This window comes from Nocardia tengchongensis (assembly GCF_054781395.1).
The window spans coordinates 16,331-39,263 of the sequence record NZ_BAAGUM010000027.1 but is presented as its reverse complement, the minus strand read 5'-3'; the positions used below and the strand labels follow the sequence as shown (position 1 = coordinate 39,263).

General features: G+C 68.3%; 22 protein-coding genes. 2 read left to right on the top strand and 20 right to left on the bottom strand.

Annotation, left to right across the window (positions count from 1 at the left end; translation table 11 throughout):
- Window positions 1-33: 33 nt before the first annotated feature.
- From ACYVKL_RS39015 to ACYVKL_RS38940, 16 genes are all read right to left on the bottom strand, one after another.
- Window positions 34-1,878, bottom strand: coding sequence for a hypothetical protein (locus ACYVKL_RS39015; RefSeq protein WP_379174217.1), 1,845 nt, complete (start codon window positions 1,876-1,878; stop codon window positions 34-36).
- A gap of 306 nt (window positions 1,879-2,184) precedes the next feature.
- Window positions 2,185-2,433 carry a hypothetical protein gene (locus ACYVKL_RS39010; protein WP_379174216.1) on the bottom strand — a complete coding sequence of 83 codons (249 nt, stop codon included), beginning with the start codon at window positions 2,431-2,433 and terminating at the stop codon, window positions 2,185-2,187.
- Window positions 2,434-2,603: 170 nt separating this feature from the next.
- A complete protein-coding gene (locus ACYVKL_RS39005) occupies window positions 2,604-3,194 on the bottom strand; it encodes a hypothetical protein (RefSeq protein WP_379174215.1) in 591 nt (196 codons plus the stop codon).
- Window positions 3,191-4,756, bottom strand: a complete 1,566-nt coding sequence (locus tag ACYVKL_RS39000; RefSeq protein WP_379174213.1) for a peptidoglycan DD-metalloendopeptidase family protein — start codon at window positions 4,754-4,756, stop codon at window positions 3,191-3,193. The genes ACYVKL_RS39005 and ACYVKL_RS39000 overlap by 4 nt, the downstream gene beginning before the upstream one ends.
- A 6-nt stretch (window positions 4,757-4,762) precedes the next feature.
- The gene (locus tag ACYVKL_RS38995) at window positions 4,763-6,469 is read right to left on the bottom strand and encodes a hypothetical protein (protein ID WP_379174212.1); all 1,707 of its coding nucleotides are present in this window, start codon (window positions 6,467-6,469) and stop codon (window positions 4,763-4,765) included.
- Window positions 6,453-7,934 carry an SCO6880 family protein gene (locus tag ACYVKL_RS38990; RefSeq protein ID WP_379174211.1) on the bottom strand — a complete coding sequence of 494 codons (1,482 nt, stop codon included), beginning with the start codon at window positions 7,932-7,934 and terminating at the stop codon, window positions 6,453-6,455. Before ACYVKL_RS38990 ends, ACYVKL_RS38995 begins: the two co-directional genes overlap by 17 nt.
- 72 nt (window positions 7,935-8,006) lie before the next feature.
- The gene (locus ACYVKL_RS38985; RefSeq protein ID WP_379174210.1) at window positions 8,007-9,782 is read right to left on the bottom strand and encodes a hypothetical protein; all 1,776 of its coding nucleotides are present in this window, start codon (window positions 9,780-9,782) and stop codon (window positions 8,007-8,009) included.
- A complete protein-coding gene (locus tag ACYVKL_RS38980) occupies window positions 9,776-10,567 on the bottom strand; it encodes a DUF8175 domain-containg protein (RefSeq protein ID WP_379174209.1) in 792 nt (263 codons plus the stop codon). Before ACYVKL_RS38980 ends, ACYVKL_RS38985 begins: the two co-directional genes overlap by 7 nt.
- A gap of 27 nt (window positions 10,568-10,594) precedes the next feature.
- Complete coding sequence (locus ACYVKL_RS38975) at window positions 10,595-11,149, bottom strand: DUF8175 domain-containg protein (RefSeq protein ID WP_379174208.1); 555 nt, start codon at window positions 11,147-11,149, stop codon at window positions 10,595-10,597.
- Window positions 11,150-11,196: 47 nt separating this feature from the next.
- Entirely contained in the window at window positions 11,197-11,442 is a 246-nt protein-coding gene (locus tag ACYVKL_RS38970; protein ID WP_379174207.1) for a hypothetical protein, read from the bottom strand.
- Window positions 11,443-11,444: 2 nt separating this feature from the next.
- A complete protein-coding gene (locus ACYVKL_RS38965) occupies window positions 11,445-11,720 on the bottom strand; it encodes a hypothetical protein (protein WP_379174206.1) in 276 nt (91 codons plus the stop codon).
- A 3-nt stretch (window positions 11,721-11,723) separates the two neighbouring features.
- A complete protein-coding gene (locus ACYVKL_RS38960; RefSeq protein ID WP_379174205.1) occupies window positions 11,724-12,473 on the bottom strand; it encodes a hypothetical protein in 750 nt (249 codons plus the stop codon).
- Complete coding sequence (locus tag ACYVKL_RS38955; RefSeq protein WP_379174204.1) at window positions 12,470-14,356, bottom strand: cutinase family protein; 1,887 nt, start codon at window positions 14,354-14,356, stop codon at window positions 12,470-12,472. Before ACYVKL_RS38955 ends, ACYVKL_RS38960 begins: the two co-directional genes overlap by 4 nt.
- A 26-nt stretch (window positions 14,357-14,382) precedes the next feature.
- Window positions 14,383-15,078, bottom strand: a complete 696-nt coding sequence (locus tag ACYVKL_RS38950; RefSeq protein ID WP_379174203.1) for a DUF8176 domain-containing protein — start codon at window positions 15,076-15,078, stop codon at window positions 14,383-14,385.
- Window positions 15,079-15,113: 35 nt separating this feature from the next.
- Window positions 15,114-16,091: a hypothetical protein gene (locus ACYVKL_RS38945; RefSeq protein WP_379174202.1), complete on the bottom strand. Its 978-nt coding sequence runs from the start codon at window positions 16,089-16,091 to the stop codon at window positions 15,114-15,116.
- A gap of 49 nt (window positions 16,092-16,140) precedes the next feature.
- Window positions 16,141-17,907, bottom strand: a complete 1,767-nt coding sequence (locus ACYVKL_RS38940) for a type IV secretory system conjugative DNA transfer family protein (RefSeq protein ID WP_379174201.1) — start codon at window positions 17,905-17,907, stop codon at window positions 16,141-16,143.
- Window positions 17,908-18,025: 118 nt separating this feature from the next.
- Between ACYVKL_RS38940 and ACYVKL_RS38935 the strand changes: the two genes are divergently transcribed.
- The gene (locus ACYVKL_RS38935) at window positions 18,026-18,505 is read left to right on the top strand and encodes a helix-turn-helix domain-containing protein (protein ID WP_379174199.1); all 480 of its coding nucleotides are present in this window, start codon (window positions 18,026-18,028) and stop codon (window positions 18,503-18,505) included.
- Window positions 18,506-18,582: 77 nt separating this feature from the next.
- Here ACYVKL_RS38935 and ACYVKL_RS38930 read toward each other — a convergent pair whose 3' ends face one another.
- Window positions 18,583-19,227, bottom strand: a complete 645-nt coding sequence (locus tag ACYVKL_RS38930; RefSeq protein ID WP_379174198.1) for a hypothetical protein — start codon at window positions 19,225-19,227, stop codon at window positions 18,583-18,585.
- Between the two features lie 245 nt (window positions 19,228-19,472).
- Between ACYVKL_RS38930 and ACYVKL_RS38925 the strand changes: the two genes are divergently transcribed.
- A complete protein-coding gene (locus ACYVKL_RS38925) occupies window positions 19,473-21,068 on the top strand; it encodes an AMP-binding protein (protein WP_379174197.1) in 1,596 nt (531 codons plus the stop codon).
- Here ACYVKL_RS38925 and ACYVKL_RS38920 read toward each other — a convergent pair.
- From ACYVKL_RS38920 to ACYVKL_RS38910, 3 genes are read right to left on the bottom strand one after another with little or no spacing between them, the layout of a single operon-like run.
- Entirely contained in the window at window positions 21,023-21,832 is an 810-nt protein-coding gene (locus ACYVKL_RS38920; protein ID WP_379174196.1) for a hypothetical protein, read from the bottom strand. The genes ACYVKL_RS38925 and ACYVKL_RS38920 overlap by 46 nt on opposite strands.
- Window positions 21,833-21,892: 60 nt before the next feature.
- Window positions 21,893-22,315: a hypothetical protein gene (locus tag ACYVKL_RS38915; protein WP_379174194.1), complete on the bottom strand. Its 423-nt coding sequence runs from the start codon at window positions 22,313-22,315 to the stop codon at window positions 21,893-21,895.
- A gap of 20 nt (window positions 22,316-22,335) precedes the next feature.
- Window positions 22,336-22,737: a hypothetical protein gene (locus ACYVKL_RS38910; RefSeq protein ID WP_379174192.1), complete on the bottom strand. Its 402-nt coding sequence runs from the start codon at window positions 22,735-22,737 to the stop codon at window positions 22,336-22,338.
- Window positions 22,738-22,933: the final 196 nt, after the last annotated feature.

Here is a 22,933-nt window from a genome sequence, read left to right as displayed (position 1 = left end):
ACGGCCCGCGACCCGCTGCTCTCACCACCGGTGTCAGGCGGCCAGCTGCGCCGCCCCGGTGCTGTATCCGTGTTCGCGCCATCGGGGGTCGGCCATGCCGCGGTGCAGCGTCACCGGGACCGCTAGGACGGTCTGCGGGTCGTCCTCGGTCGGGCGTGCGGCGTTGATCCGGTCGGCGGCGTTGGCGATGAGTTCGCGGCGCTCGAGCCAGCTGAACCAGGCCGATCGGTCGGTTTGATCCAGTTTGCGGAGCATGGCGCGGCGGTGTTCTCGCCGTTCCTGCTGCTGTTCGGGGGTAAGCGATTTCCACCATGTGCGCTGGTGCCACAGCGAGCGCAGCAACTTGGCTGCCGGGTGTCGGCTGTCGGCAAGCCGTTCGCCCGGGGCCAGGGTCGCGAGCACGTCACAGCGCAACTTCCAGCCACGGCGGTCCAGAGCGTGTTGCGCGCGGAGCCGAGCGGGGGAGGCGGAGCCGAGGGGGGCGGGGGTGGTACACCTAGTGGGGGAAGATCCGTGGTGAGCTGCCGAAACAGGGTGCAGCGCAGCGGGTCCGATCACATAGGAATCGCAATCGCGGGCACCTCCGCCGTAGCGGCGTCCGTAGAGCAGCAGTCCGCCAGCGATGGCGGTAGCGAGCGCAGCGCGGACGGTCTTGGTGTCAATCCGGGCGCGTTCGGCGATCATGCGGATGCTCATCGCTCCGTCGCGGGTGACCACCGCGTAGGCGAGTGCGTACAGCGCCGCGTGCACGCTGTGGCGGTGTCGCGGATCCGCCTGTGCGAGCGCGGCTTCGGCGGCTTCGCGCAGACCCTGGCGGGTGGCGTCGAGTGCGGCCGCGATCTCCGGTGGCAGCACGGGCCCGGTCGCCTCGGCGTCGGGGAGCCGGTAGCGGCGGGGACGGTCGAGGGCGGCTTCGGTGAGGGCGCGGCGCCACCAATACCGCCAGGCATCCCGTCCACGTGTCCGCGTGCCCGGGCATTCTCGGGTCACCAGGTCCCATGCGTCGGTCTCGGTGAGTGCGTCTTCGGCGGCCGCGATGGTGACCGCGCGCTCCCACTGGTAGCGCAGGAACCATGCGCGGCCGAGTTCGGCGGCCTTGCCGTCTTCGGCGCGAATGGCTTCCCAGGCTTGCGTGACGGTCCATCCGGCGCGGGCCATCGCGCAGGCGATGCCGAACTCGTGTCCGGATCGGCTCGAGTCGGCGTCGCCGGTCTCGCCTGCGGTCGTCGGGCTGTGGGCTGCGGTGCGGGCCTTGGTCTTCGCGGTCGCGCGCCGGAATCGGTGGGCGTCCATGACGATGGCGGGGGTGAGGGTGCACGCGATCACTGGGGCGGGTAGTCCGATGCGGTGCGGCGCGCTCAGCAAGCGCAGGACCTGGCCGGTGCGGTTCTGAACGGTGACCCGGTACTGCCGGGCGAGGGTCCGGCACAGCCGGGCCCATTCCTTCACCGGGACACCGGAATTGGGGACTACGGCGACGACGTGGCGGCCGCCGGAACGGCCGGATTCGCGCAGCAGATAGGGCATGTCGTGCTCGATGCACCATGCGATCAGAGCTTCGGCGCATACGTCGCCGATCAGCGGGTCGTCGGCGTCGATGTCGGCGGCGAGCAGTCCGTCAGCGAGCTTGCCCGCGACGGTGGCGACGCCGTCGTCGCCGAGCGCCGCGCGGGCGGCGTCGAGAGACTTCACGATGCCGATGCCGGCATTGTCGGCCGCGATCTTCACGAACTGCGGCCGGTACATGACCCGCTCGAGTGCGGAAAGAAAGCTGGGGGAGCGGTGGGCGGCGAGCGCTTGTGCGCTGCTGAATTGCGGTCGGGTGAGGTCGGGATCCTCGACACGCGCCGAACCGGTTGTAACCGGGTCAGGGCGCAAGGTATCCTCGGACCTGGATTCTTTCAGCAAGAAGCCTGTCCTTTAGCGGGGATGAGTTGCTGGAGGGTCCACGGGGCGAGCGGGCAAACTCGCCCCCCAAACCGTTGAACTGCCCCCGGCGTGCCACCGCCGGGGGTGTTCTGGTTTAAGGGGGGATCCTCCAGAACGTGTTTTCAGTTCTGGGGCATCTGCCGGGCGGGCACCCGGCCGGGGTCGTCGTCGTCATGGCGTCCGCACGTGGCGGGTCGCGCCTGACCTCCTAGTTGGTTTCCTTGATGCTGCGAGTCTTCAAGTGGTGTAGCGAGATCAGCTGGCCTTGCGAGCAGTTGATGCCGGGAGATCGATGAGGGCGGGCTGTACGTCCTCGGGTGCTTCCGGCGGCAGCGCCACACGTAGCGCGTGTTCGACAACTTCCCACAGGTTTACGTTCTGTGCCTGTGCCGTCTTCTTCGCACGTTCGGCGACCGTCTTGTCGATCGTGACGAACACGTCCGCGATCTTGTCGAGATCGCGGGCGACGCGCTTGGGTCCGGTGCGCTGTCTCTGGCGGGGCATAGCCATAGGTCTATCACCCCCGGGGGTCACACACGAACGCGCCACGCCGAAAATTCTTTCGCGAGTTTCGATTTCCTTTCGCTGGAATTCGGCACCTACCGTTTTGCGCGTTGCCCCGCGAAAACGGCTGCCGCACGAGCTGCGCTCGCTTGCCACGGAATATGTGCTGGTCACTGGAGGTGCGTGAGCTGAGTCGTTGTCCAAACAGCTTGTTTTTGTTCGGTGATGAGGCTGATAACGGTCATCGTGATTGGTGGTTTTCCCGCGGCGGTGATGGTCAAGGTGGTGGCGGTCTTGCGCTGCCATTGGGCGTCGGTGTCGGCGGGGTGTTGTTCTGTGCTGATGGTGGTTTGGGCTGTGACGGTGGCCTTTTCGTCCATCCACTCTTGCCAGGTGGGCCGGGTGATCGGGTAGGGCTTGTAGTCTTCGGCGCCGCGCACGCTGAACAGCGGCGCGGCGTGGTGGGCGGCGATCTCGGGGCCGGTGTCGCCGCGGTCGGGGTGCCAGTCGAAGACGGCTTGGACGGCGGCGATGGCGACTGCGGCGGGGTCGTTGCGGTCCAAGGCATTCCACGGTGAGGGCAGGGGCGGCAGGGTGGCGATGCTGGCACCGGAGGGCACGACGGTGCCGGTGGCATCGTGCTCGCCGTAGTCGTCGGTGTGGGAGTTCGAGCAGGCGGCGGCCGCGGCGGTGAGGGCGACGGCGGCGAGCGCGGCCAGGCGGCGCGCGTAGCGGGGTGCGCGTGTGCTGGTGGTGTTCATCGGGCTCCCTCGGGCAGCGCGGCAACGGGGGCCGGTGCGGTTGTGGTTGTGGCGGTGGCGCTTTGGGCGAATCGACGGATGCTGATGAGCGATCCGCCGGCGCTGACCGGTGCTTCGGTGACGTTCTGGCCCTCGGTGGGCGCGTGCACCATTTGGGGGACTCCACCGGTGGTGCCGGTGTAGATGCCGACGTGTGTTGCGTCGGAGCCGGATCCGAAGAAGACCAGGTCGCCGGGCTGGGCGGCGCTGATGTCGGTGACGGCCTGGCCTTGCTGGAGTTGGCCGGGGTGGGTGCTGTCGCCGGTGAAGTGGGGCAGGGTTTGACCGGTGCCGGTGTAGACGGCGTAGAGGGTCAAGCCCGAGCAGTCGAATCCGCCGTTGGTGGGCCCGTTGGTGTCTCCGCCTCCCCAGACGTAGGGGCGGCCGATTTGGCTGCGGGCGGCTGCGACGATGGCGTTGCCGTACCCGGTGCCGGAGTTGCCGTTTCCGGGGTTGCAGTTGCCCTTGCCGCCGATGGCGGCGTGCCCGGCGAGGCGGGAGAACAGCGTGCGGGCTTCTGCTTCGCGCGCACCGTATTTGCCGCGCAGGTCGGCGCGGGGTTTCTGGACGTCGGCGGCGGCTTCGGTGAGAGACTTGTTCTGCCAGCTCGTCGCCAGCAGGCGTTTGTAGAACTCGGTGGCGGCGTGGGCGGGGTCCATGATCTCGGCGACGGTGCCGTAGCCCATGTCGGCTTGCTGCTGCATGATGCCGATCGATGCGTGGTCGCCGGGTTCCACTCCGTCATTGGGGTATCCGCGGGATTCGGGTACGGCGTCGCTGGCGAGGTTGCGCAGTTCGGACTCGACCAGGCCGACGGCCAGGGCGATGACGATGGCCTCGTCGGCTGCGCCGAGCTGCTGGCCGACGGCGATGACGGTGGAGGCGTTGCGGTCTTGCGCGGTGGTTACCGCGGCGGCTTGCTGGTTGCCGGCTTGGCCGGGCGCGGTGGTGGTGGCGGTCTGGCCGTTCTTGATGCGCTCAAGAATGGGGGTGGGGTCGGTGTCGGTGCCGCCCGCGAGGCGGTCGCCGTTCCACAGTTCGAAATGCAGGTGCGGGCCGGTGGATTGACCGGAGTTGCCGGAGTTGGCCACGACGTCACCGGCTTTGACCTGCTGGCCGACGGTGACCAGCACTCCGCCGGGGTTCATGTGCCCGTAGACGGTGGACATGGCTTTGCCGTCGATGACGTGGCTGATGACGACCCATCCGCCGAATCCGGATACGCCGGTGTCCTGGGCGGCGGTGACGGTGCCGTCGGCGAGGGCGTGTACCGGGGTGCCCACGGGCACACCCCAATCGACGCCGCGGTGGTCGGGGCGGTCGGCGGTGCGGTAGCCGGAGGTGATCGGGGTCGATGTGTCGACCGGGTAGGACAGGCCGCCGACCGAGACACTCGGTGTCTGGCCGCAGTTGCTCTTGTTCTTGTCGTTGGCCTTGCTGCACTGGGCAAGGACCAGCATCAGGAGCAAGATCGTTATGAGGATGGCCCGCCGGTACCGGTAGAGCGCGATGACCGCTGTCACTCTGGGCTACTCGAGCTCCGAGCGCAGGGCGGCGCTGGTGTCGTGGATGCCGAGCTGTTCTTCGAGGGGGCTGATCCAGGTGCGGAACGGGACACCGGGTTTGGATGGGTCGTCGGACCATTTGCAGATGAATCGGCCCATGCCGTCGTGGACGGCGCGGCGGCCGTGGCGTGACGGTGAGCCGGAGTCGGACCAGGATTTGAGCAAGTCGGCTTCGGCGTCGGTGTATTCGATGAGGCCTTGCTGTTCGCGGATCTCGCTGCCGTTGATGGGGCCGATGAACTTCACGCGGGACCGGGAGATGAATCCGGTGGCCTGCATCTGCTCGTGGACGCTGTCGGAGACGCCTTTGTAGTCGCCGACGGTGTGGGTACTGGTGCCCAGGGTGGTGCCGTCGGAGCGGTTGAGTCGGGTGATGCGGTTGACCGTCGAAATCTGGCTCGAGCCACCGACTTCGAACAGCTGCCATAGCTCGTCGAGGATGATGTCGGTGACGGTCTTGCGGGCCAGGCCGTGCGCGGCGAGCAGGTTGCGGGCCCGCACGGATTCCTGGGCTTCGATGCCGGTGATGGCGATGACCGCCGCGCGCAGGTCGCGCGCGGTCTGCGGGATGACCGAGAGGTCGACGTCGATCATGGCGGCGTCGAGGTTCATGCGCTGTGTGGATTGGCCGTTGAACGCGCGCCCGAGTGAGCCTTGGACCAGCGCGCGCAGCGATTGCAGCAGGCGTTGAGTGATGTGGGCGAATTCCTCGGAGCTGCGGGCGGCGGCGTTGGCGAGCATCGCGTCGGTCGGGTAGTCGAATGCGGCGATCAGGTCGGACAGGATCGGGGCGCGGGTGGGGGAGAAGCGGCCGCCTTCGTAGAGGGCGGCGATGGCGGCGTCGATGACGCTGGCCTCGTAGTCGGCGACCGGCCCGCGGCGCACCAGAGAGACCAGGGCAATGACGTTGTGGGCCTGGGCTTCGTGGAGTTGGTCTTTGAGTATCCACGCGTCGGGCCGGTCGCCGAGTCGGTGCACGGCGTCGGCGAGCGCGCCGGGGTCGAGCGCGTTGAGGACGCCACCGCCTGCGGCGCCGATGTGGAAGACCTGCCCGTCGTCGCCGAGCAGTTCGCACAGCCGTCGGCCGTCGGGTTTGGCGTCGGCCAGCCACATCACGTGTCGGCCCTGGTAGAGGGCATTGATCGCGAATTGCCGTAGCAGGGTGGACTTTCCGAACCCGTTGGGCCCGATGATGCTGTAGACGGGTGCGGAGATGAGTCCCGCTTCGAACCAGGCCAGGGGGTCGAACATGAAGGGGGCCCCGGCGAACTGGCGGCCGACCGGCAACCCGGGGGTGGTGACCTCCGCAGGCAGAGGGAAGGGGTAGAGGCCGCAGATGCGGCAGGTGGTGCCGCGCACATACGGCAGGGGCATGGGCGTTTTCATGTAGCCGCCGTGGCGCGAAAGGTAGCCCTGTGGGGTGGGGATGCGCCCGGCCTGCCAGGGCTGGCGGGCTTCGGCGGCGGTGAGCTGCCACAGCGCGAGTTCGTGGGCGGCGAGGCGGCGTGAGGACCGGAAGCGCGCCCACGGGCCCATCGTCGGGAGCAGTTCGCGCAGTTCGGCAGCCTCTTCGTAGTCCAGCAGCCCGATAGGGGTGTCGGTGCCGGGGGAGAGGCGTTTGCGCAGCGGGGTGGGAAGCGCTGCGGTGACGGTTTCAGGCAGCAAAAGCATCGGTCACCCCGCCTTGGGTCTCGGTCATGTCGGGGAAGACACCGATGCCCAGCCCTACCAGGAACATTGAGGCTTGGTCGGTGTAGCAGGGCGCGAATTTGAGGCTGCTCGACAGGCCGGTGTCGTCGACCATTTGGGCGGCGTCGCGGCCGTTCTGCTCGAGACCGACGGTGATGGTGATGAGCATGCCGACATCGGCGAGGCCGTGGCCTTCGGCGAGGTCTTCACGGGTGGCGGCGAGGTCTTCGAAACGCATCTGCTGGCGGGCGTCGACAAGTCCGCGGTTCCTGCGCTGGACCGCGGCGAAGGCGTCGCGGTAGTCGGCGTCGACCATGCGGCGCGCATCGGAGGGCCGGTAGGGGCGATAGATCAGGGCGACGCGCTTGTAGGGGGCGCGGTGGTTGGGCCGCAGGATCTTGGCCAGGCTCATTTCGTCTACCGGCTGGACCGGGTAATCGTAGGCACGATAGGTCATTGACCGGCCCGAGTCGTGCAGGTAGTAGCGGGGCTGGTCGTCGTGGTAGCTGGGCCCGGCGTCGGACCAGGTCATGCCGGTGTCGCCCGTTCGGGCCATGTGCTCGTCGATGAGCGGGGCAGCGGCGGGGTTGAAGGCGGCGTGTGTGGCCGCGATGATTTCGGCGCTGGTGGCCCAATCGGCTTCCAGGCCGGCGCGGGCGGCGGCCTGGCGCAGCTCGGGCAGACGGCGTGACACCGATGCCGCGCCGTCGTTGAACGCGCCGCTGCTGTAACGGAAGGTGATCGCGATGCGCTGGGTGGTGCGCATGGTGTCGGCGGCCAGATCGTCGGTGCGCGCCTCAAGGATCTCGGCGGCGAACCCGGGGGCCAAACTCGAACGGCGGGCATCGATTTCGACGTTGTGGTAGGCACCGGTCTCGGGGACGATGTCGGTGACGACGACGGCGGCGGCGACGTCGCCGTGTTCGCCGAGCACGCGCAGGAATTCGCCCCATCCGGCGACGCGGCCGTCGATGATCTGTTGCGGCAGGGTGTCTTGGCCGTGGGCGCGCACCCACAGTTCGACGGTGATGGTGTTCTGGACCAGGTTCAGGATGGCCGCGACGTCGGATCCGGAGTCGGGGTCCCAGCAGTTTTTCAGCACCAGTGGCAGCGCGAACCCGGGCAGCTGGGAGCGGCCGCCGGGAATGTGGCTGAACAGGCCGGTTTTCACGATGTGGGCTTCGCGGCGACGGATGGGGATCGTGCGTACCCAGGCCGCGACCAGGTCACCGGCGGATGATCCGCGGACGCGAATCATGGTGGGGGCGATGAACAGCACCGACACCGCGAGCACGGTGAGAGCGGCGACGGGGGCGTCGCCGAAGAACCACAGCCCGACCACCACGGCGGCCGCCAGCACGGCGAGCACGGAGGTGGTGACCGACAGGCCGGGAATCAGGCCGGTCGACTCGGGTTTGCGCCAACCGGTGTATTTCTGCTGTCCCATGAGCGGGAATCTCCTTGTCTGGCAAGCGGTGTCGGGGACCGCAGGCCCGCGGGTGCGGGCCTGCGCAACCGGTTAGGTGATGCGCCGGAAACTCGAGTCACGCGGCCCGGTGCGGCGACGGGGTCGTTCCGCGCGGGCCGGGGTCGGCGTCGAGGCCGGTTCGGCGGCGGCGGCCCGGCTGGGCCCGGTGCCGGAGTCGCTGCGGCCTCCCGAACGTGCTGCGCCGGTTCCGGTGCCACTGGTCGGCGGCGGGGCGGCGGCGCTGGCACTGCTGGTGCGCGTCCCGGTGCTCGCGCTCGCCCGGCCGGACTGTCCGGCCCCGGATCCGTTGGTGCCATTGGCGGATCCCGAACTGGATGCGGAGGCATTGTTGCGCCCGCTCGAGCTGCCGGAGCCGTTGGCGGCGCTGGAACCGGTTGCGGCGCCGCCAGTGGCACCGCCACGGGTGGATGTGGTGGTGCCCGCGGCGTTGGTCGAGCGGGTCGATGTTGTAGTGGTACCGGTCTGCGAGGGCGCGGGGGCGGGCCCGGCCTTGCCGGTCCCGGTGCCCGTCCCGGTGCCGGTGCTGGGCGGGTTGCCGCTCGAGGGCGGGGTTTTCGCTTTGTCGTCGCGCCGTGAGGATTCGCCTTCTCCGCTGGTCCCGCCTCCGCTGCCGCGGCCGCCGCCCGAGCCTCCTGCGAGACGCCCAATGCTGCGGGTCCTGCGGTAGGTGCCTGCCAGCATCGGCGCACCGGAGTAGGCGACGGCGGTGTTGCCGACGAGCCGGGTGAGCACGGGCAGGCAGAACGCGGGGGCGACCATCGCCAGGACTGCGGTGACCACGTCGGATCCGGAGTTGAGCTCCTGGATCTGCCAGAACGCGACAGCGAACAGCAGTGCGGCGATGGGTTTGAACAGCAGCACGCCGACGCCGAGCCGGACCATGGACCAGAACACGGCTTTTCCGCCGCCGGTGACCGATGCTGCGCCCGCGATGGGCAGGCCTGCGGCGACGTAGATCAGCCAGGCCTTTTGCAGCACGAGTTGGATGGTGAGCTCGAGGTAGGCGATCAGGCCGAGCAAGGCCAGGGCCAGGGAGATCACGTCTTCGGTTTTCAGGCGGGCATCGCGGCCGCTGAGTGCGGAGCTGAGTTGGTCGACGATGTGGGTGGTGCCGCCGGCCTGGTCGGCGGAGGTGGTGAACAGCCATTCGGCCAGGGCGTCGCTGGCGCCGGACAGCGCGAGCAGGGCGGGCGCGGCCAAGGTTGCCGCGAGGGCCCAGCGCAGGAATCCGGCGAAGGCCTCGGGGGCGGCGTTGTCACCGGTGAGCATCATGCGCTGGAACAGGATTTGCATGAGCGCGATCAGCAGCCCCAGTCCGCATGCGACGACTTGAAGTTCGCCGGTCATGTCGTTGACCTTTTGCAGGGTGCCTTGGGAGCCGGATGCGTTGACGTCGACGTGGACGAATAGCTGCCAGGCGTACTTGATGATCCAGATGAATCCGCGGAGCACCTGGTCGACGATGTCGGAAAAGAACGAGCTGATCGCGCCGCCGGTGGCGCTCTGTACCGAGTTCGGGATCGGGGTGCACCAGTCGGTGCCCGGGATGCGGATGTGCCCGTTGCAATCGCCTCCGCCGCCGCTGGGGTCGGTGGTGGTCGGGGCCGTCGTGGTGGTGGCCGGGGTGGTGGTGCTGGTCGGCGGCGCGGTGGTTGTCGTCGGGGTGGCGCTGGTGGTGGGTGCGCCGCTGGTCGGTTCGGTGGAGGGTTGTGCCGCACCGACCGCGGCGAGGATGAGGGTGGCCACTGCCAGCGCCACAAGTGCGGCGATGAGGCCGCGCAGGGTGCGGCGGGGGGTTCTCACCATCGAGCCCATCCGGCTGGTTCGTCGGCGTCGGTGGGGGTTTTCTGGTGGCCCGAGTAGCCGATGTCGAGGATGGATTGCTCGGTCAGGTACCAGTCGTCGCCGGACCATACGACGGTCACGTCGAAGGTTGAGCCGCGCTGTTTGCCGGAGTCGGGCAGGTACCAGAAACTGACGTTGATGACGGTGTCGGAGATGGTTTCGGTGTGGTAGCGGGCCGGTCGGCGAATGCCGTTGGTGGCCAGGCAGTTCGGCTTTCGGGCGGGGATGTTGGTCTGGTCGACTTTGAGGACCGGCACGACGCGGTCACGGTCAGCCGGGGCGAGGATGGCGGGCAGGGCCTGGCGCTCGGTGGCGGTGCCGCCGAAGTTGCGCAGGTGGTAGGCGGCGAGCGCGGCGCCGAAGGGAGTGTGCGCGAATCCGCCGTAGATGGTGTTGGCGCGCAGCTTGGTGGGGCCGTCGGTGGTGGAGAACGGCAGGGCTTCGCATTGCACGCGCTGCCACATCGCGGGCCCGTCCACGGGCGCACGGTTTTGCGGCAGCACGGTGCCGTTGATGTCGCTGGCCTGCTCGACCGCGCGCGGCTGGAGCGAGGTGTTGTCCGCGAGCAGGGGCGTGCCGAACGTCTTTTTGAACCAGTCGGTGTCTTTGAGTGCGGTGCTCGAACCGGCGGGGGGCTGGCCGGGGACGGTTCCGGGGGTGTCGCTGGTGTGGCTGCTGCACGCGAGCGTGCTGGTGGCCAGGGTGAGCGCGGCGGCCGTCGCGGCGAGGTAATGGCGGGTCTTCATCGGAAATGTCCTCCGGCGCAGCGGGTCTCAGGTTTGGGGCAGCGCGTTGGTGTCGGTGGGCAATGTGTCGTAGGCCTTGACCACGCCCGCGGTCTCTTTGGGGAGCTCGATGAGCCAGGTTTCGCCGGACCAGACGAGTTTTCTGGTCAGGCCGGTGATGGAGTGGTCGGGCTGTTCGAACAGCACTTCGACGGTGGCGGCGGTGTCTTCGTAGTCGAAGAACCGGAACCCTTTGATGTGGGGCACTTTCGCGGCGTTGGGTACGCCGCTGACGGTGATCTGCGCGCGGGCGGCGAGGTAGGCGCTGAGGCCTTCGCCTGCGGCGAAGTAGTCGCGCGCGATGCCGCCGAAGGTGGCGTCGTCGGCGATGTCGAGCATGGTTTGCGAGTCCACGCCGGCCATGACCGCGCCGTCCATGGTGTGCGGCCATTTGATGCGGTCGCCGCGCCCGGCGGTGGCGGGCGGCTTGATCTTGCCGTCGGTGACCCAGTCCGTGCCCTTGTAGTTGGTGATGGTCAAGGGGGTTCCGGTGGAGTGGCCGCCGCAGGCGGTCACTGTGGCGGCCACTGACGCGGCGGCCACGGCGGCGAGGATGAATCGTCGAATCATGGTCGGGTGTAGTCGCTTTCTCAGTGGAACCAGTTGGCGATGTCGAATGTCTTCATGGCCACGGCGGCGCAGAACAGGATGACGAGCAGCTCTCGCCACAGGTCGATGAAGTCGGCCCCGCGGTCGTAGCGCAGCCAGGCGCGGATGGCCAGGATGAGGATCGCGCCGACGGCGAAATATCCGGTGAGGCTGATCAGCTGTCCGGCGAGGTTGAGGATGGGGCGGGTGACGCCGTCGGGCAGCTGCTGGTACGCCTGGGTGGCCATGGTCAGCTGCCGGTGGTCCAGTTGACGATCTGTGCGGCGCCCGCGGCGACGAACATCAGCACCAGGCCCATGCCGATCCAGGACAGAACCTCGGATTTCTGCATGGTGACTTTTTGGTAGTAGTAGACGCAGACCGCGCCGATGAGGGCGGCCACCGCGATCGCGCCGGAGAAGAAGTAGATCAGGCCCAGGAACTTGCTCATGATCGACTCGAACGGCCCACCGTCGGGGGTGGGCTGGGAAACGGCGAGGACCGCGTCGTAGATGCTGGCGTTCACTACTTATGCCTCCTTGGCGAGTGGGGCCGATTCGCGGTCGGCGATGGTGAAGAACAGGCGGGTGTAGACGCGCGAGAGCGCGCCTGGGACACCGGGATTGGTGGCGTTCTGCGGGGTCCACGCGTCGATGCCCTCGGGTGGGCAGGGCGCGTCGGCGAGGGCGGGGTCGTGGTCGGCGGTGACGACGGGCACGCCTGCGGCCTCGGCGGCGGCGATGAGCTCTTTGAGCTGTAGCCCGCCGCTGGTGCTGGCCTTGGCGGGCGCGAGCACGACGATGGCGACTACCCACGCGGCGGTGCCGGCGGTGCGGGTGAGTGCTCCAGCGAGCTGGCGGGCCCGTTTGATGCCGTCCACGGTCTTGGGGGCGGTGAGTACCAGGTACGGGCTCTGGCCCGGCGCGGGCCGCCAGGTGGGGTTGTGGGCAATCTCGGCCGAGCAGGCGCACCAGCCGTCGAGGGTCGACGCTCCACCGCCTTCGACGGCGGGCATGACCCGCCATAGCGGCGATCCGCCGGGCTCGTCCTGGTTGTCGTCGGTCGCAGCGGGCTCGGGCGCGGGCTGCGGGACCGGTTTGCCCAGGTCGACCGGGTCGGTTGTCGCTGGGGCGGCGTTGAACGGATTGGCAGCCGGATCCGGGGTACCGGGCTGCTCCGGCGCGTTCGTGTCCTGGCCGGTGGATTGGGCGGCGTCGCCCTGCTCGGGGTCGCCCTCGTCGGGCGGTGTGGGGTCGATGTCGAAGGGGTTGGCGCTCACTTGGGGGTGTCCTTGCTGGTGGCGGTGGTGGCGGCGAGAACGGGTGAGGCCAGGCGCAGCAGGATCGTGGCGGGCCCGTCTCCAGTGAGGGCGGCCAGGCGGGCGGCGATGCTGGTGGCGCCGTCGGGGAGCCAGGTGATCGGGGTGGCCGTGGTCGGGGTGACGGTCCCGGTTGGTGTGGGCGCGTTGATGATCCGGACGTCGTTCGGGGTGTCCTTCTTGATCACGGTCGACAGGTCGGGCCGGTCGGCGGTCGGCGCGGTGGGCTTGCCGGATTTGTCCTTGTCGTAGGCCTTGGTGGGGGCGGGGGCGTCGTGGTCTTTGGGCTTTTTGGCTTCGGCGGCCGCGACCCGGGCGGCCTTGTAGTCGCGGGCGGCGGCGATGACCCAATCGGCGGTGATGTCGGCAGGGGTGGAACCGTCCTGGGCGACGCGGGTGGTGCGGTAGCCGCCGTTGGTCGAGGCGTTGTTCCACAGCCGCGCGTCGGTGATCACGGCAGGCAGGTCTGAGTTGTTGGTGACCTCGTTGATGAGCAGGTCGAATATCGAGCTGATCTTCGTCGATGCCGATTGCGGGGGAACGATGTTGATCAGTGCGGAAAGGGCGTTGGTGCCCAAGGTGATCACGGGTGTGAGCAGCCCGGATGCTGTCGATGCGGCACCGGTGGCCGCGCCGAGTCCCGCGGCCGCGAGGGCGGCCTCGGGCCCGGCGACTGACGCGGTGACGGCGTTGCTGACCGCGCCGGACGCGGCGGAGGTGAGGACCTGGGCTCCCGCGCTGATGAGTGAGGTGAGGGTGCTGGAGTTGAGCACGGTGCCCACGAACGAGGTGACCGAGGACATGACGATCTGTCCGAGTTTCAACACTCCGACCAGCGGGTTTGTCTGCTGGGTGGTGTTGGTGGAGTCGGCGGCGTCGGCGAGGCGCTGGGAGATCGAGGCCTTGGAATCGAAGTAGACATCGGCCAGGCTCGAGCCCTTCACGTCCTTGGCGGCGAAGGTTCCCAGCCCGTTGGCGAGGGTGTTGGCGGTGGCGGTGGCCAGCTGCGCGGCGACACCGAACGGGTCGTGCGAGAAATCGAGGCTGGATTGTCCGGCGATGCCGAGCGCGACTTTGGCCAGCGAGATCGACTTCGGCGCGGAGCAGGAGAGGTCGCCGTTGATGCAGAACTGCGCGACGCGGCCGTCGAGGCCGCCGAATGAGGCGGTGATGTCGCGGTCGGGGCCGATGCCTTGCCCCGTGGGTGAGACGTACATGTCGGGGAACTTCGTGGCGCTGGGCTGCTTCTTCTGGTCGAGCCCGGGCCAGGACGCCGGAGCGACCTGGCCGGGTTTGTTGGCGAACAGCGGCGCACCGGCGGCGCGGGTGGGGTCGCTCCAGGTGACCACGAGCGCGATGTTGTCGGTGGTGATCGTGCCGGCTTTGCCGGTGGCGACCTGCTTGGCGTACATGGAGGCGGCTTGCCCGCCTTGGCCGTTGCCCAGGATGACGAGCTTGGTGTCTTTGCACTGGTAGATCACGCGGGCGGCGACCTGGGCGAGGCGCTGGTAGCCGTCGACGACGCTGGATTTGTAGGCGGCGGACAGGCCTTGGGATCCGTTGTCGGCGGGATAGGAGACGTAGGTGCGTTCGATGCTGAGGTCTTGGGCGCGGGCAGCTTCGAGCACGGGCACGATGACTCCGGCGAGCTCGCCGCTGTCGGAGTCGCTGGGCGCGTCGACCGATGTTTGCGCGGTGGGCTGCACGGCCAGGATGTGAATGTCGGGGCAGTCGGCGGCTGGTTTGTCCTCTGCGGCCGCGGGTGCGGCGGCGAGTACCGGCGCGACGAGCACCGCGGCGGCCGCGATAACGGCCGCGCGTGCGCTGCGCTGAATTCTCGACATGGCTTGCGCTCCTTCCGGTTTCGGTGTCAGGCGGCTTTGTCTTCGACGCGGACGATGGTGTAGGTGCCGTGGTTGGCGGTGACGGTGATGTGCAGTAGCCACAGCACGGGCTGCGCGCCGGTGGCGGGCAGGTACTTGACGGTGGTCTCGTACACGTTCGCGCCCAGATCGGTGATCGACACGCACCAGGGGGCTCCGGCGGGTACGTCGGCGATGCCTTGGGCGAGACCGGATTCCGCGGGCAGGCCGGATCCGCGGTCGGTGACGTCGAGGGCCTTCTTCGCGTCGCGGTCGGCGAAGAAGGCGTGCTCGTAGGCGGCGATGACGCCGGGCCCGGAGGCGCGGTCACCGGCGAGGTTGGTGATGATCGTGTTGCCGACCACGCCGGGGGTGCAGAACGGCGGCGGGGCGGCGGTGGTGGCGGCGGCACTGGAGATGGTGGGGGCCGTGGTGATGACCGCGTAGGGGCGTGCGGTGTTGGTGCCGCGTCCGGCTCCGGATCCGGTGAGCACGATGGCGGCCACGGCCGCCCCGCCGAGTGCGGCGGCGGCCGCGATGGCGATCACGGCTACGCGCGACCGTCCGCCGGGTTTGTTGTCGGCGGCGGGCGCGGGGCGAGTCCGCGCGCCGCGCCGCCGGCCCGTGACGGGCTCGGCGGTGTCGCGGGAGATGGCTGGATCAGCCAGCCATTTCCGCCACAGCTCGGGATCGGTCTTCACCACGGGGGTTCCCCTCGGTCTGGTTGGTGTCGGTTCGGTCAGGCGACGGCGGCGCGCGCCGCGCCGAGCAGGTCGTTGATCGGCGCGGCGAACGGTGCGGCGGGATCGAGCGCGGGCATGGTGTCGAGCGCGCCGCGCAGACTGGCGACAACCTGTTCCCCGACCGGGCTCGACGCGGCGACCTGTTCGGCCACGGTGGGGGCCACCGGCTGCGGCGCGGTGATCTCGGAGACCGGGGCGGCGTCGGCGACGGGCTTGGGATCGAGCTTGTCTCCCAGGGCGTTTCCGAGCGCGCCACCGGTTGCTGCGCCGAGCGCGGCTCCGGCGACCAGGGCGGGAACGCCCACCACGACGCCGCCGATCATGCAGCCCACGGTGCCGCCGATCGCGGCACCGATCGGCCCGGCCACACCGGCGGTCGGGATGCCGCCGATGGCGGCACCGGCCAGGCCGCCGATGGCCATTCCGGCGATGCAGCCGCCGATGGCGGCAACCGGAACGCTGATCACACCGCCCAAATAACCGCCCACGGCGCCTCCGGCGAGCGCGGCTTGCGCGGCGTGGTCGGCGGCGTCTTTCGGGTAACCGACCTGGTCGAAGACGTATGCGGCCCACCACTCGGCGGCGTCGGAGGCTCCTTGGGCGGCGTGGACGGTATCGGTCGGAATCCAGTCCGGCGCTACGACAGTCGCGGTGCCGACGCGCAACAGGTGCGGATCGATGACGACGACGGGCGCTGCGGGAGCCTCGGGCGTCGCGGCCTCGGGCTGGTCGTTGGCCGGGGCCACCACCGTGGGCTGTTCCTGCTGCTTGGGGCGCGGGCGCGGCGGCGGGGCGACGGGGAGCTCCTGGACCTGCACCGGTGCGGGGACCGCCTGCGGCGGGGCGGCCTGGGGCGAGGGCGAGGGCTTGCCGGCCTGCGGCGAGGGCGCGGGCGCGGGGTCGGCGCTGGCCACGCCGACGCACATGGTGGCGGTGATCGCCGCTGATGCAATGGCTACGCGGTTGAACTTCATCGTAATCTGTTCCCTCTCAGTGTTTTTCGTGCTGCATGCGGGCTTTTGGTCAGGTGGTTTGCAGGGCCAGGAAGCGGGCGACACTGCCTTCGTGGATGACCCAGAAAATGCCGGTGTGCTGGCGGCGCACGTATTGCGGCGGGACCTGGAAGGTTTGTTGCGCACGAGCGGAATTGATCGTGAAGCCGAACGGGTCGCCCGCGGCCTCGAGCTGCCATTTGGTTCCGGCGGCCTCGGTGACGGTGTCGGGCAGCGCTGAGCGGCCCAAGAAGATCGCGACACCGGCCCCGAGTAGCCGTCGCTGCATTTGGGCGTCGAGTGAGTAGCTTTCGATGGTCTGACCGGCCAGGATGAGCCCGACTTCGGCGGCGCGGGCGGTCTCTTGGATCTTGGCGGCCTCCTCGGCCGCGTCGACTCCTTCTTCGACCATCTGCGGGAATTCGTCGATGGTCACCGACAGCGGTTCGGTGTTGCCGGTGCGGGCGCGCGCGACCAGGTAGTCGCGCAAGTCGCGCAGCATCAGGTTGGCCAACAGCAGCTCCGATGCCAGCACCGGCGAGAGGGAAACGATGGTCGCCGAGCCGGGGCGGAGTTTGGCGAAGGTCCACCCCTGTCCGGTCTTGGGCAGGTATTGGCGGATCGGCGCGAACATCGACTCGACGGTCTGGGCGACCTCGCCCGCCATGCTGTTGCCGTTGCGGTCGGTGGCGATGATCGGCCCGGCCAGTCTCGCGCCGACGTGGGCGGCCGGGTCGGCGAGCCGGTCGATGAGCTCGTCGAGCGAGTTCACCAGTGGTTTGGTGCCGCGTCCGTCGATGAGGATGTCGAGCACCCGGCGCAGGCGTTGGGTGTAGTAGTCGGTGCTGGCGGTCTTGGGGGCCAGGAACATCAGCCGCTCGAGCAGCTGGTCGCGGTCGCAGTCGAAGAAGTCCCAGCCGCCGCGCTCGACGCGCACGTCGTCGGCTGCTCCGAGGTAGTCGCGCTGGGTGCGGGCGTCGGCGGCGAAGCGGTGCGCGTCGGCGGTCATGCCTTTCAAGTCGATCAGCACGCTCGTCATGGCCGTGCGGTTGGCGGTGGCGTGGAATGCGGCGATGAGCTCGGTTTTTCCGGTGCCGGATGCCGCGATGATCAGTGCGCGCATCTGCCCGGCCTTGCGGGGGACGAGTAGCAGGTCGCAGCCCTTGGCGGTGTAGTGCGCGGATCGTTCGAAGTCCGAGAGCCGGTCTTCGGGGATGAGTACGCCGATCCCGTAGCGGATCGTCTCGCCCACCTCGACCGGCACCGGTGAGGTCAGCCGCAAGGCGGGGTCGATGACGCGGGGGTCGACGGTGTCTTCGCCCAGGCTGACTCCGACCGAGCGGGCGGTCATTTCGTCGTCGGCGCGGCGGATCGCGTCGGCGACCTGTGCGGTGGCGAGGACGTCGTTGGTGCGGCCTTCGAGTACCTGTTGACGCAGGTGACGGCGGGCGGAGACGAAAATTCCTGGGGCGGCTGCGATTCCGGCGGCCAGCGACATCACACCGACGGCGATGATGGCGCTGTCGCGGCCCGAGCGCAGCAAGTTCAGGTCGTAGACCACAGAGCCCGCGATGACGCCGATGCAGGGCAGGGCGAGCCACGTCCACCAGCGGCGTTCGGGTGTGAGGAACAGCCACCAGCGGCGGTGTTTGGCGGCGGCGTAGCCGCGCAGGCCGGCCGCGGCGGCGAGTACGGCTACCGCTGCGCCGGGGATGAGCACCCCGAGGATCACTCCGCCGATCACTCCGACCACTGCTTCGGAATGAGTTCCTGACTGCTGGTTCTGCTGTTGGGTCATGCTTTTCACCTCCCCGTATCGGCTTTTAATTGCTGCTTTTAATTGCGGCTTTGGTTCGCATAGTAGGGACGATTGGTGCATCGTGTCTACTCATGAGCAGCCAGCCGGGACGCGCGCGATGAGTCGCAGCGTCATTCGCGGGTTCGTTCCCTCGGCGTTCCGCGACGCGCGCGAACGGGTCGGCATGAGCCGCGGTGACCTGGTCCGGTTGGCCGGTATCGCTGATGAGGGCACGCCGCGTCGGTGGGAGTTGGGCCAGGCTTGTCCGCAGATCGATGTTCTGCGGCGTGCGCTGGCGGCGATCAACCGTGAGGCGGAACAGAAACAGCTGGCGCCGGTTGGCGTGTGCGAGGTGATCGTCACCGACGCTGCCACGCGCTATCTGTCGGATTGGCGACACCTGGCATTGCTCACTCAACCCGAGCTCGGCAGAGCCGTCGGGCTGGCGACGTCGAAAATCACCCGACTCGAACGGGGCCAAGTGGCCCTCGGCCGCGGTGACGCTGCTCGGCTGGCGGCAGCGCTGGGCATCGATGCCGATGAGGTGGTTCGGGCGTGGGAACGCGCACGCGCGCGCCCGGCGGGTGCTCTTGCGTGAGCGACCGCGCGCGGCGGGCAGCGTTCGCTGACGCTGCGCCCCGTCGTAGCTGACCAGATGGGCGATGGCGGGATTCACTACTGCCCCTCACAGCCTTCGGCGAGGGTGGTGAATTGGATGAGCGCGGCGATCTCGTCCTCGTTCCAATCCCGGAATGCGGGGACATCACACCCGTTCTGGACGCCAGACACGTCGGATGGGTCGTCGTCGAGGTCGATGTCGATGTCGAGCAGCAACCGCCAGGCTGTGGCTTCGCGGACGAGCACGCCGGTGTCCACGCGTGGATTGGTCAGGGTCAGATGCAGACGGGCGAGGTCGGTTCGGGCGTGCTGGCGGGCTTTCGCGGCGAGAAAGATGGCCTTGGCGGCGGCGGAGGTGTCGGCGCTGACCTGGTTTCCCTTGCGGTAGTACTGGTCTCGGCCGTGGAAGCTGCCCTGCCAGAGCAGGCCGCCACATCCGTCGCGGATGGTGTAGGTGCCGGTGGCGGCGGCCCCGTGGGCGGCCAGATGGATCAACGGCACGCCTTCGGCAGCCGCGGCGGTGAGCTCGGCCAGGCGGTGGCGGGCGGCGGCTTGGCGCAGGGCGTCGTAGTCGATACCCAGCTTGCGCAATTCACGTCTGGCGGCGGCAGCCTGCGGGCCGGTCAGGTCGTGGGCGGCGGCCCATGCGTAGAGCTCACTGTGCCCGGCGTCTGCCGGGGCGGTGTCGACGATGCTGGGCAATTGCTCCCGCGTAGCCCGGTTGCGGTCGCGCGAGTCCTTCGTGACACACCTTCCGGCCTGCCGCGGATGCTCTTGCTGCACTACTCCCCCTGTATTTCACGATCACTTTTGATCTTCAAGAGCAGTTAAGCATAGGATCGAAAACAGGGAAAGATCATTAGTTTCCGAGGTGGTTCGGCTGTGATCTGTCCGGGAGTTCGGCTCCAGCGGTCACAAATGATCGTGGTAATGGCAGACTCGGCGCTATGACCGATGCTTCGCCGAAAGATGCTTCGCCAACACTTGCCACATTGACGAGTGCTGGCCGTCAACGCACGCAGCCCGATGTACTCGAGCGTGCCGGCCGACTTGGCGCGGCGATTCTGGCCGCCGGTGTGGAGCGGGGAAGCAAGTGCGTGATTATGGCCCGCAACGACATCGAATTCCTCGAGGTGTCGGTCGGCATCGCGTGCACCGGCGCGAACCCGCTGCCGGTCAACACCCGCTGGACCGCGCCCGAGGTGGCGCATGTGCTGGTCGATGCCAATGTGCGAATGGTCTTCGCGCACACCGAATTCGTGCCTGTGGTCGAGGCCGCCCGCGAAATCGCCGCCAGTGATGCCCGCATCGTCGAGATCGCCATGCCGGGTGAGCTTCTGGCTGAAGGTGGGTGGGATCCGCGGCTGGCCGAGCCGACGGGCCGTCATGAGCTACTCGAGGACCTGATCGCCGCGCACCCTGAGCCGGTCGGCCATATCGAGGGCGCCATCGCTGAGAGCATGGGCGTGATCTACACCTCGGGCACGACAGGCAAGCCGAAAGGCGTTGCGCGCGAGAAGATGACTCAGCAACAGCTGCTCACGATCGCTTCGTCGAACGCGCAGCGGGCGGGCCTGGCCCCGGGTGTGCGGATGCTGGTGGCTGGGCCGCTGTACCACACCAGCCCGAACGCGCTGGCCGTGCTCGGGCTGCGGATGGGCGCGGAAATGGTGATCATGCCCCGCTGGGATGCGCGCCGGTTCCTCCAGCTGGTCGACGAGCACCGAATTCAGCAAGTGAAGATCGTCCCGACCATGGTGTCGCGGATTCTGAGCGTGCCCGCCGCTGAACGCGCGCGCTACGACCTGTCGAGCCTGACGCATGTCGTGCACTCGGCGGCCCCGTGCCCGCCGGCGCTCAAGCGGGCCGCAATCGAGCTGTTCGGTGAGTCGCTGTGGGAGTTCTACGGGTGCAGCGAGGCCGGAACAATCACCTGGATCAATGGCGAAGACTGGCTCACGCACCCGGGCAGCGTGGGACGTCCCGCGGACGGGTCGGCGGTGGTCATCGCCGACGAGCAGGGAAACCCGCTGCCCGCCGGCGAACTCGGGCGCGTGTACGTGCGGGGCGCGGACTACTGGCCCAAGTTCGAATACCTCAATCTCGGTGCGCCGTCTTCACCTGTGCCCGGCATGCTGTGGGTCGGTGACCTCGGCTATCTCGACGCTGACGGCTACCTGTATCTGACCGGCCGCGACAGCGAGGTTGTGATCCGGGGCGGGGTCAACATCTACCCGGCCGAGATCGAGAGCGCCATCAGCGCACTCGAGGGCGTCGAGGACGTCGCGGTGTTCGGTATCGCCGACACCGGCGATCTCGGGCAGGCTGTGGCCGCCCATATCCAGCCACGGCCCGGCGCGCAGCTCACCGAAGCCGGTGTGCGCGAAGCCCTGCGCGGACAGCTGGCGTCCTACAAGATCCCGACCCGGATCTCGATCGTCGAGGCATTGCCGCGCGACGACAGCGGCAAGGTATACAAGCGGCTGATCCAGAACCTCTACGCCGCAGAGGAGTCGGTGGTATCCGGGGTCGGCGTGGAGTGACGTTCGTCGTCGGCGCGGCGGGCCAACGTGTACTCCCGGGTTTCGCGGGCCCGCCGCAGCGCGCCGCTGATCTGACCACTGAGCAGGCCGCAGGTCAACAGTGTCAGCGACGCCCAGCCGGTGGCGACGCTGACCGGTGATTCCAGGGGGATGGGGTCACCGGAGATGTAGCGGACCGCCGTGCCGACGACTTTCCATCCCGCCCAGCCGACGCCGAGCACGCATCCTGCGAAGGTGACCCACCGTGTTGTCCCGCGCTGGAAGCGGTACACGAACAGTCCTAGCGCGCCGAGTGGGAGTCCCAGCCAGGCGGCGAAGATCAGTTCGTAGATGACGACGCGTAGATCGCCGCCGTAGTCGTTGAGAAAGTCGTTGCTGGGTGCCAGCTCTGGGCCTGGTATCCAGGTGACCACGCGCAGCAATACCGCGCTGGAGATCGCGGTCAGGAACAACCCGACCAAACGCCGCCGATGGGTGGGGGATGGTTCTTGCTGGCCTCTCATGATGATGAGCAGCAGTGACAGCATCGCGGTTCCGGCCGCGACAGTGAACATTGCCGCCCACACCCGTTCTTCGGTGGTCAACGGTTCACGCACACCCGAGACTCCTAGGCGCGTGTAGGCCTTCATGGTCAGCGCGTAGAACGCGATTCCGATCCCCAATAGCTGCTGGGTTTTTACGCCCCGCCACATTCCCCGCCCGAACACAATCAACCCGGCCAGGAAACCGAGCCAGGAAACCCCCGCGATTGTTTCGCCCACCACCTATGCGATCCCCGTGTCTCGATGTCTGCTTCTCACACCACAACCCGCGGGCGGGCCGTACTACAGCGCGCCGAACGCTTCGGCCAGTCCCCTCGCGACTTCAGGCATCGGCTCGGAAGTGCGGGCCTGTTGTCGCTTGATCTCAAGCCCGACCTTGCGCGCGAAACGCTCGCACAAGGCTTCTTGGACGCGGGCCTTCATGGTTGCACGGTAGCCGGTCAGCTTCTTCTGGGTGCAATTGTGTCCCTGGAGCAGGTGCCAGAGTTCGTGCGCCAGAATGTGGACCTGGAACTCTTCGGTGGCGTCGTCGGGGACCAGGACGACGCCGCAGTCCCCGTCTCGCACAACCATTCCGGTCAGTGGCGTACCGCGCCGGACCTTCGGCAGCACGATCAGTCGCATGCCGAGGACTTCACCGGCCTGCTCGACCAGGCCATCCATTGTGTAGGGCGTGGGCACGATGCGTGCGGCAATGTCGTTCATCCGGTTCCATTGCACGCGCATTACCCCCCAGGTTCGGCCTCGTCACGCAGTACTTTACGCGCGATGTCGAGCAGGCCGCGCAGCTCGGCGTGGGCCTCGGGGGTCAGGTCTCCCATCGTGCGCAATCCGGCCAATTGCAGGCGGCTTTCCCGCAGCACCGCGGCGACTTCGTCGTCACTGGTCGCGGAGAAGTATCCCAGTGGCTTGCCGAAGAATTGCGCAATCGCCTCCAGCACTGCGCCATCGACCTTGCCGACCTTGCCTGAGCGGATCCGGTAGATGTATTGCCGGTCGATGTCGCGGCCGGTTACCTGGGCGACGAACGCGGCTACTTCCACGGTCGCGTTGCGGTTTCCCGCTGGCCAGCGCTCCGTGAACAGTGCATCGATCTTGGCAGCCAGAGGTCTGCGGTCACGACTCACATTGACCACACTCCCACCAACACTGACGCCCGCCTCTCACCGCGCTCCGCGCAGCACTCAGCCCGACCCGATTCACTGCTCATACGCTCCGTATGAGACGTATTTACCAAGATTAACGACCTTGCCACGTCCACGAAAGTCGTATCGCGGGCGCGACACGCCAACCATTGACCCGTTCTGGGTGTCCTCGGTGGGC

Bases quoted from the DNA above. Each gene is read 5' to 3' on its own strand.
- ACYVKL_RS38980 (WP_379174209.1), bottom strand. From the start codon at position 10,567: ATGAAGACCCGCCATTACCTCGCCGCGACGGCCGCCGCGCTCACCCTG.
- ACYVKL_RS38940 (WP_379174201.1), bottom strand. From the start codon at position 17,907: ATGACCCAACAGCAGAACCAGCAGTCAGGAACTCATTCCGAAGCAGTG.
- ACYVKL_RS38985 (WP_379174210.1), bottom strand. From the start codon at position 9,782: ATGGTGAGAACCCCCCGCCGCACCCTGCGCGGCCTCATCGCCGCACTT.
- ACYVKL_RS38955 (WP_379174204.1), bottom strand. From the start codon at position 14,356: ATGTCGAGAATTCAGCGCAGCGCACGCGCGGCCGTTATCGCGGCCGCC.
- ACYVKL_RS38915 (WP_379174194.1), bottom strand. From the start codon at position 22,315: ATGAACGACATTGCCGCACGCATCGTGCCCACGCCCTACACAATGGAT.
- ACYVKL_RS39010 (WP_379174216.1), bottom strand. From the start codon at position 2,433: ATGCCCCGCCAGAGACAGCGCACCGGACCCAAGCGCGTCGCCCGCGAT.
- ACYVKL_RS38935 (WP_379174199.1), top strand. From the start codon at position 18,026: ATGAGTCGCAGCGTCATTCGCGGGTTCGTTCCCTCGGCGTTCCGCGAC.
- ACYVKL_RS38945 (WP_379174202.1), bottom strand. From the start codon at position 16,091: ATGAAGTTCAACCGCGTAGCCATTGCATCAGCGGCGATCACCGCCACC.
- ACYVKL_RS38995 (WP_379174212.1), bottom strand. From the start codon at position 6,469: ATGCTTTTGCTGCCTGAAACCGTCACCGCAGCGCTTCCCACCCCGCTG.
- ACYVKL_RS38970 (WP_379174207.1), bottom strand. From the start codon at position 11,442: ATGGCCACCCAGGCGTACCAGCAGCTGCCCGACGGCGTCACCCGCCCC.
- ACYVKL_RS39005 (WP_379174215.1), bottom strand. From the start codon at position 3,194: ATGAACACCACCAGCACACGCGCACCCCGCTACGCGCGCCGCCTGGCC.
- ACYVKL_RS38990 (WP_379174211.1), bottom strand. From the start codon at position 7,934: ATGGGACAGCAGAAATACACCGGTTGGCGCAAACCCGAGTCGACCGGC.
- ACYVKL_RS38925 (WP_379174197.1), top strand. From the start codon at position 19,473: ATGACCGATGCTTCGCCGAAAGATGCTTCGCCAACACTTGCCACATTG.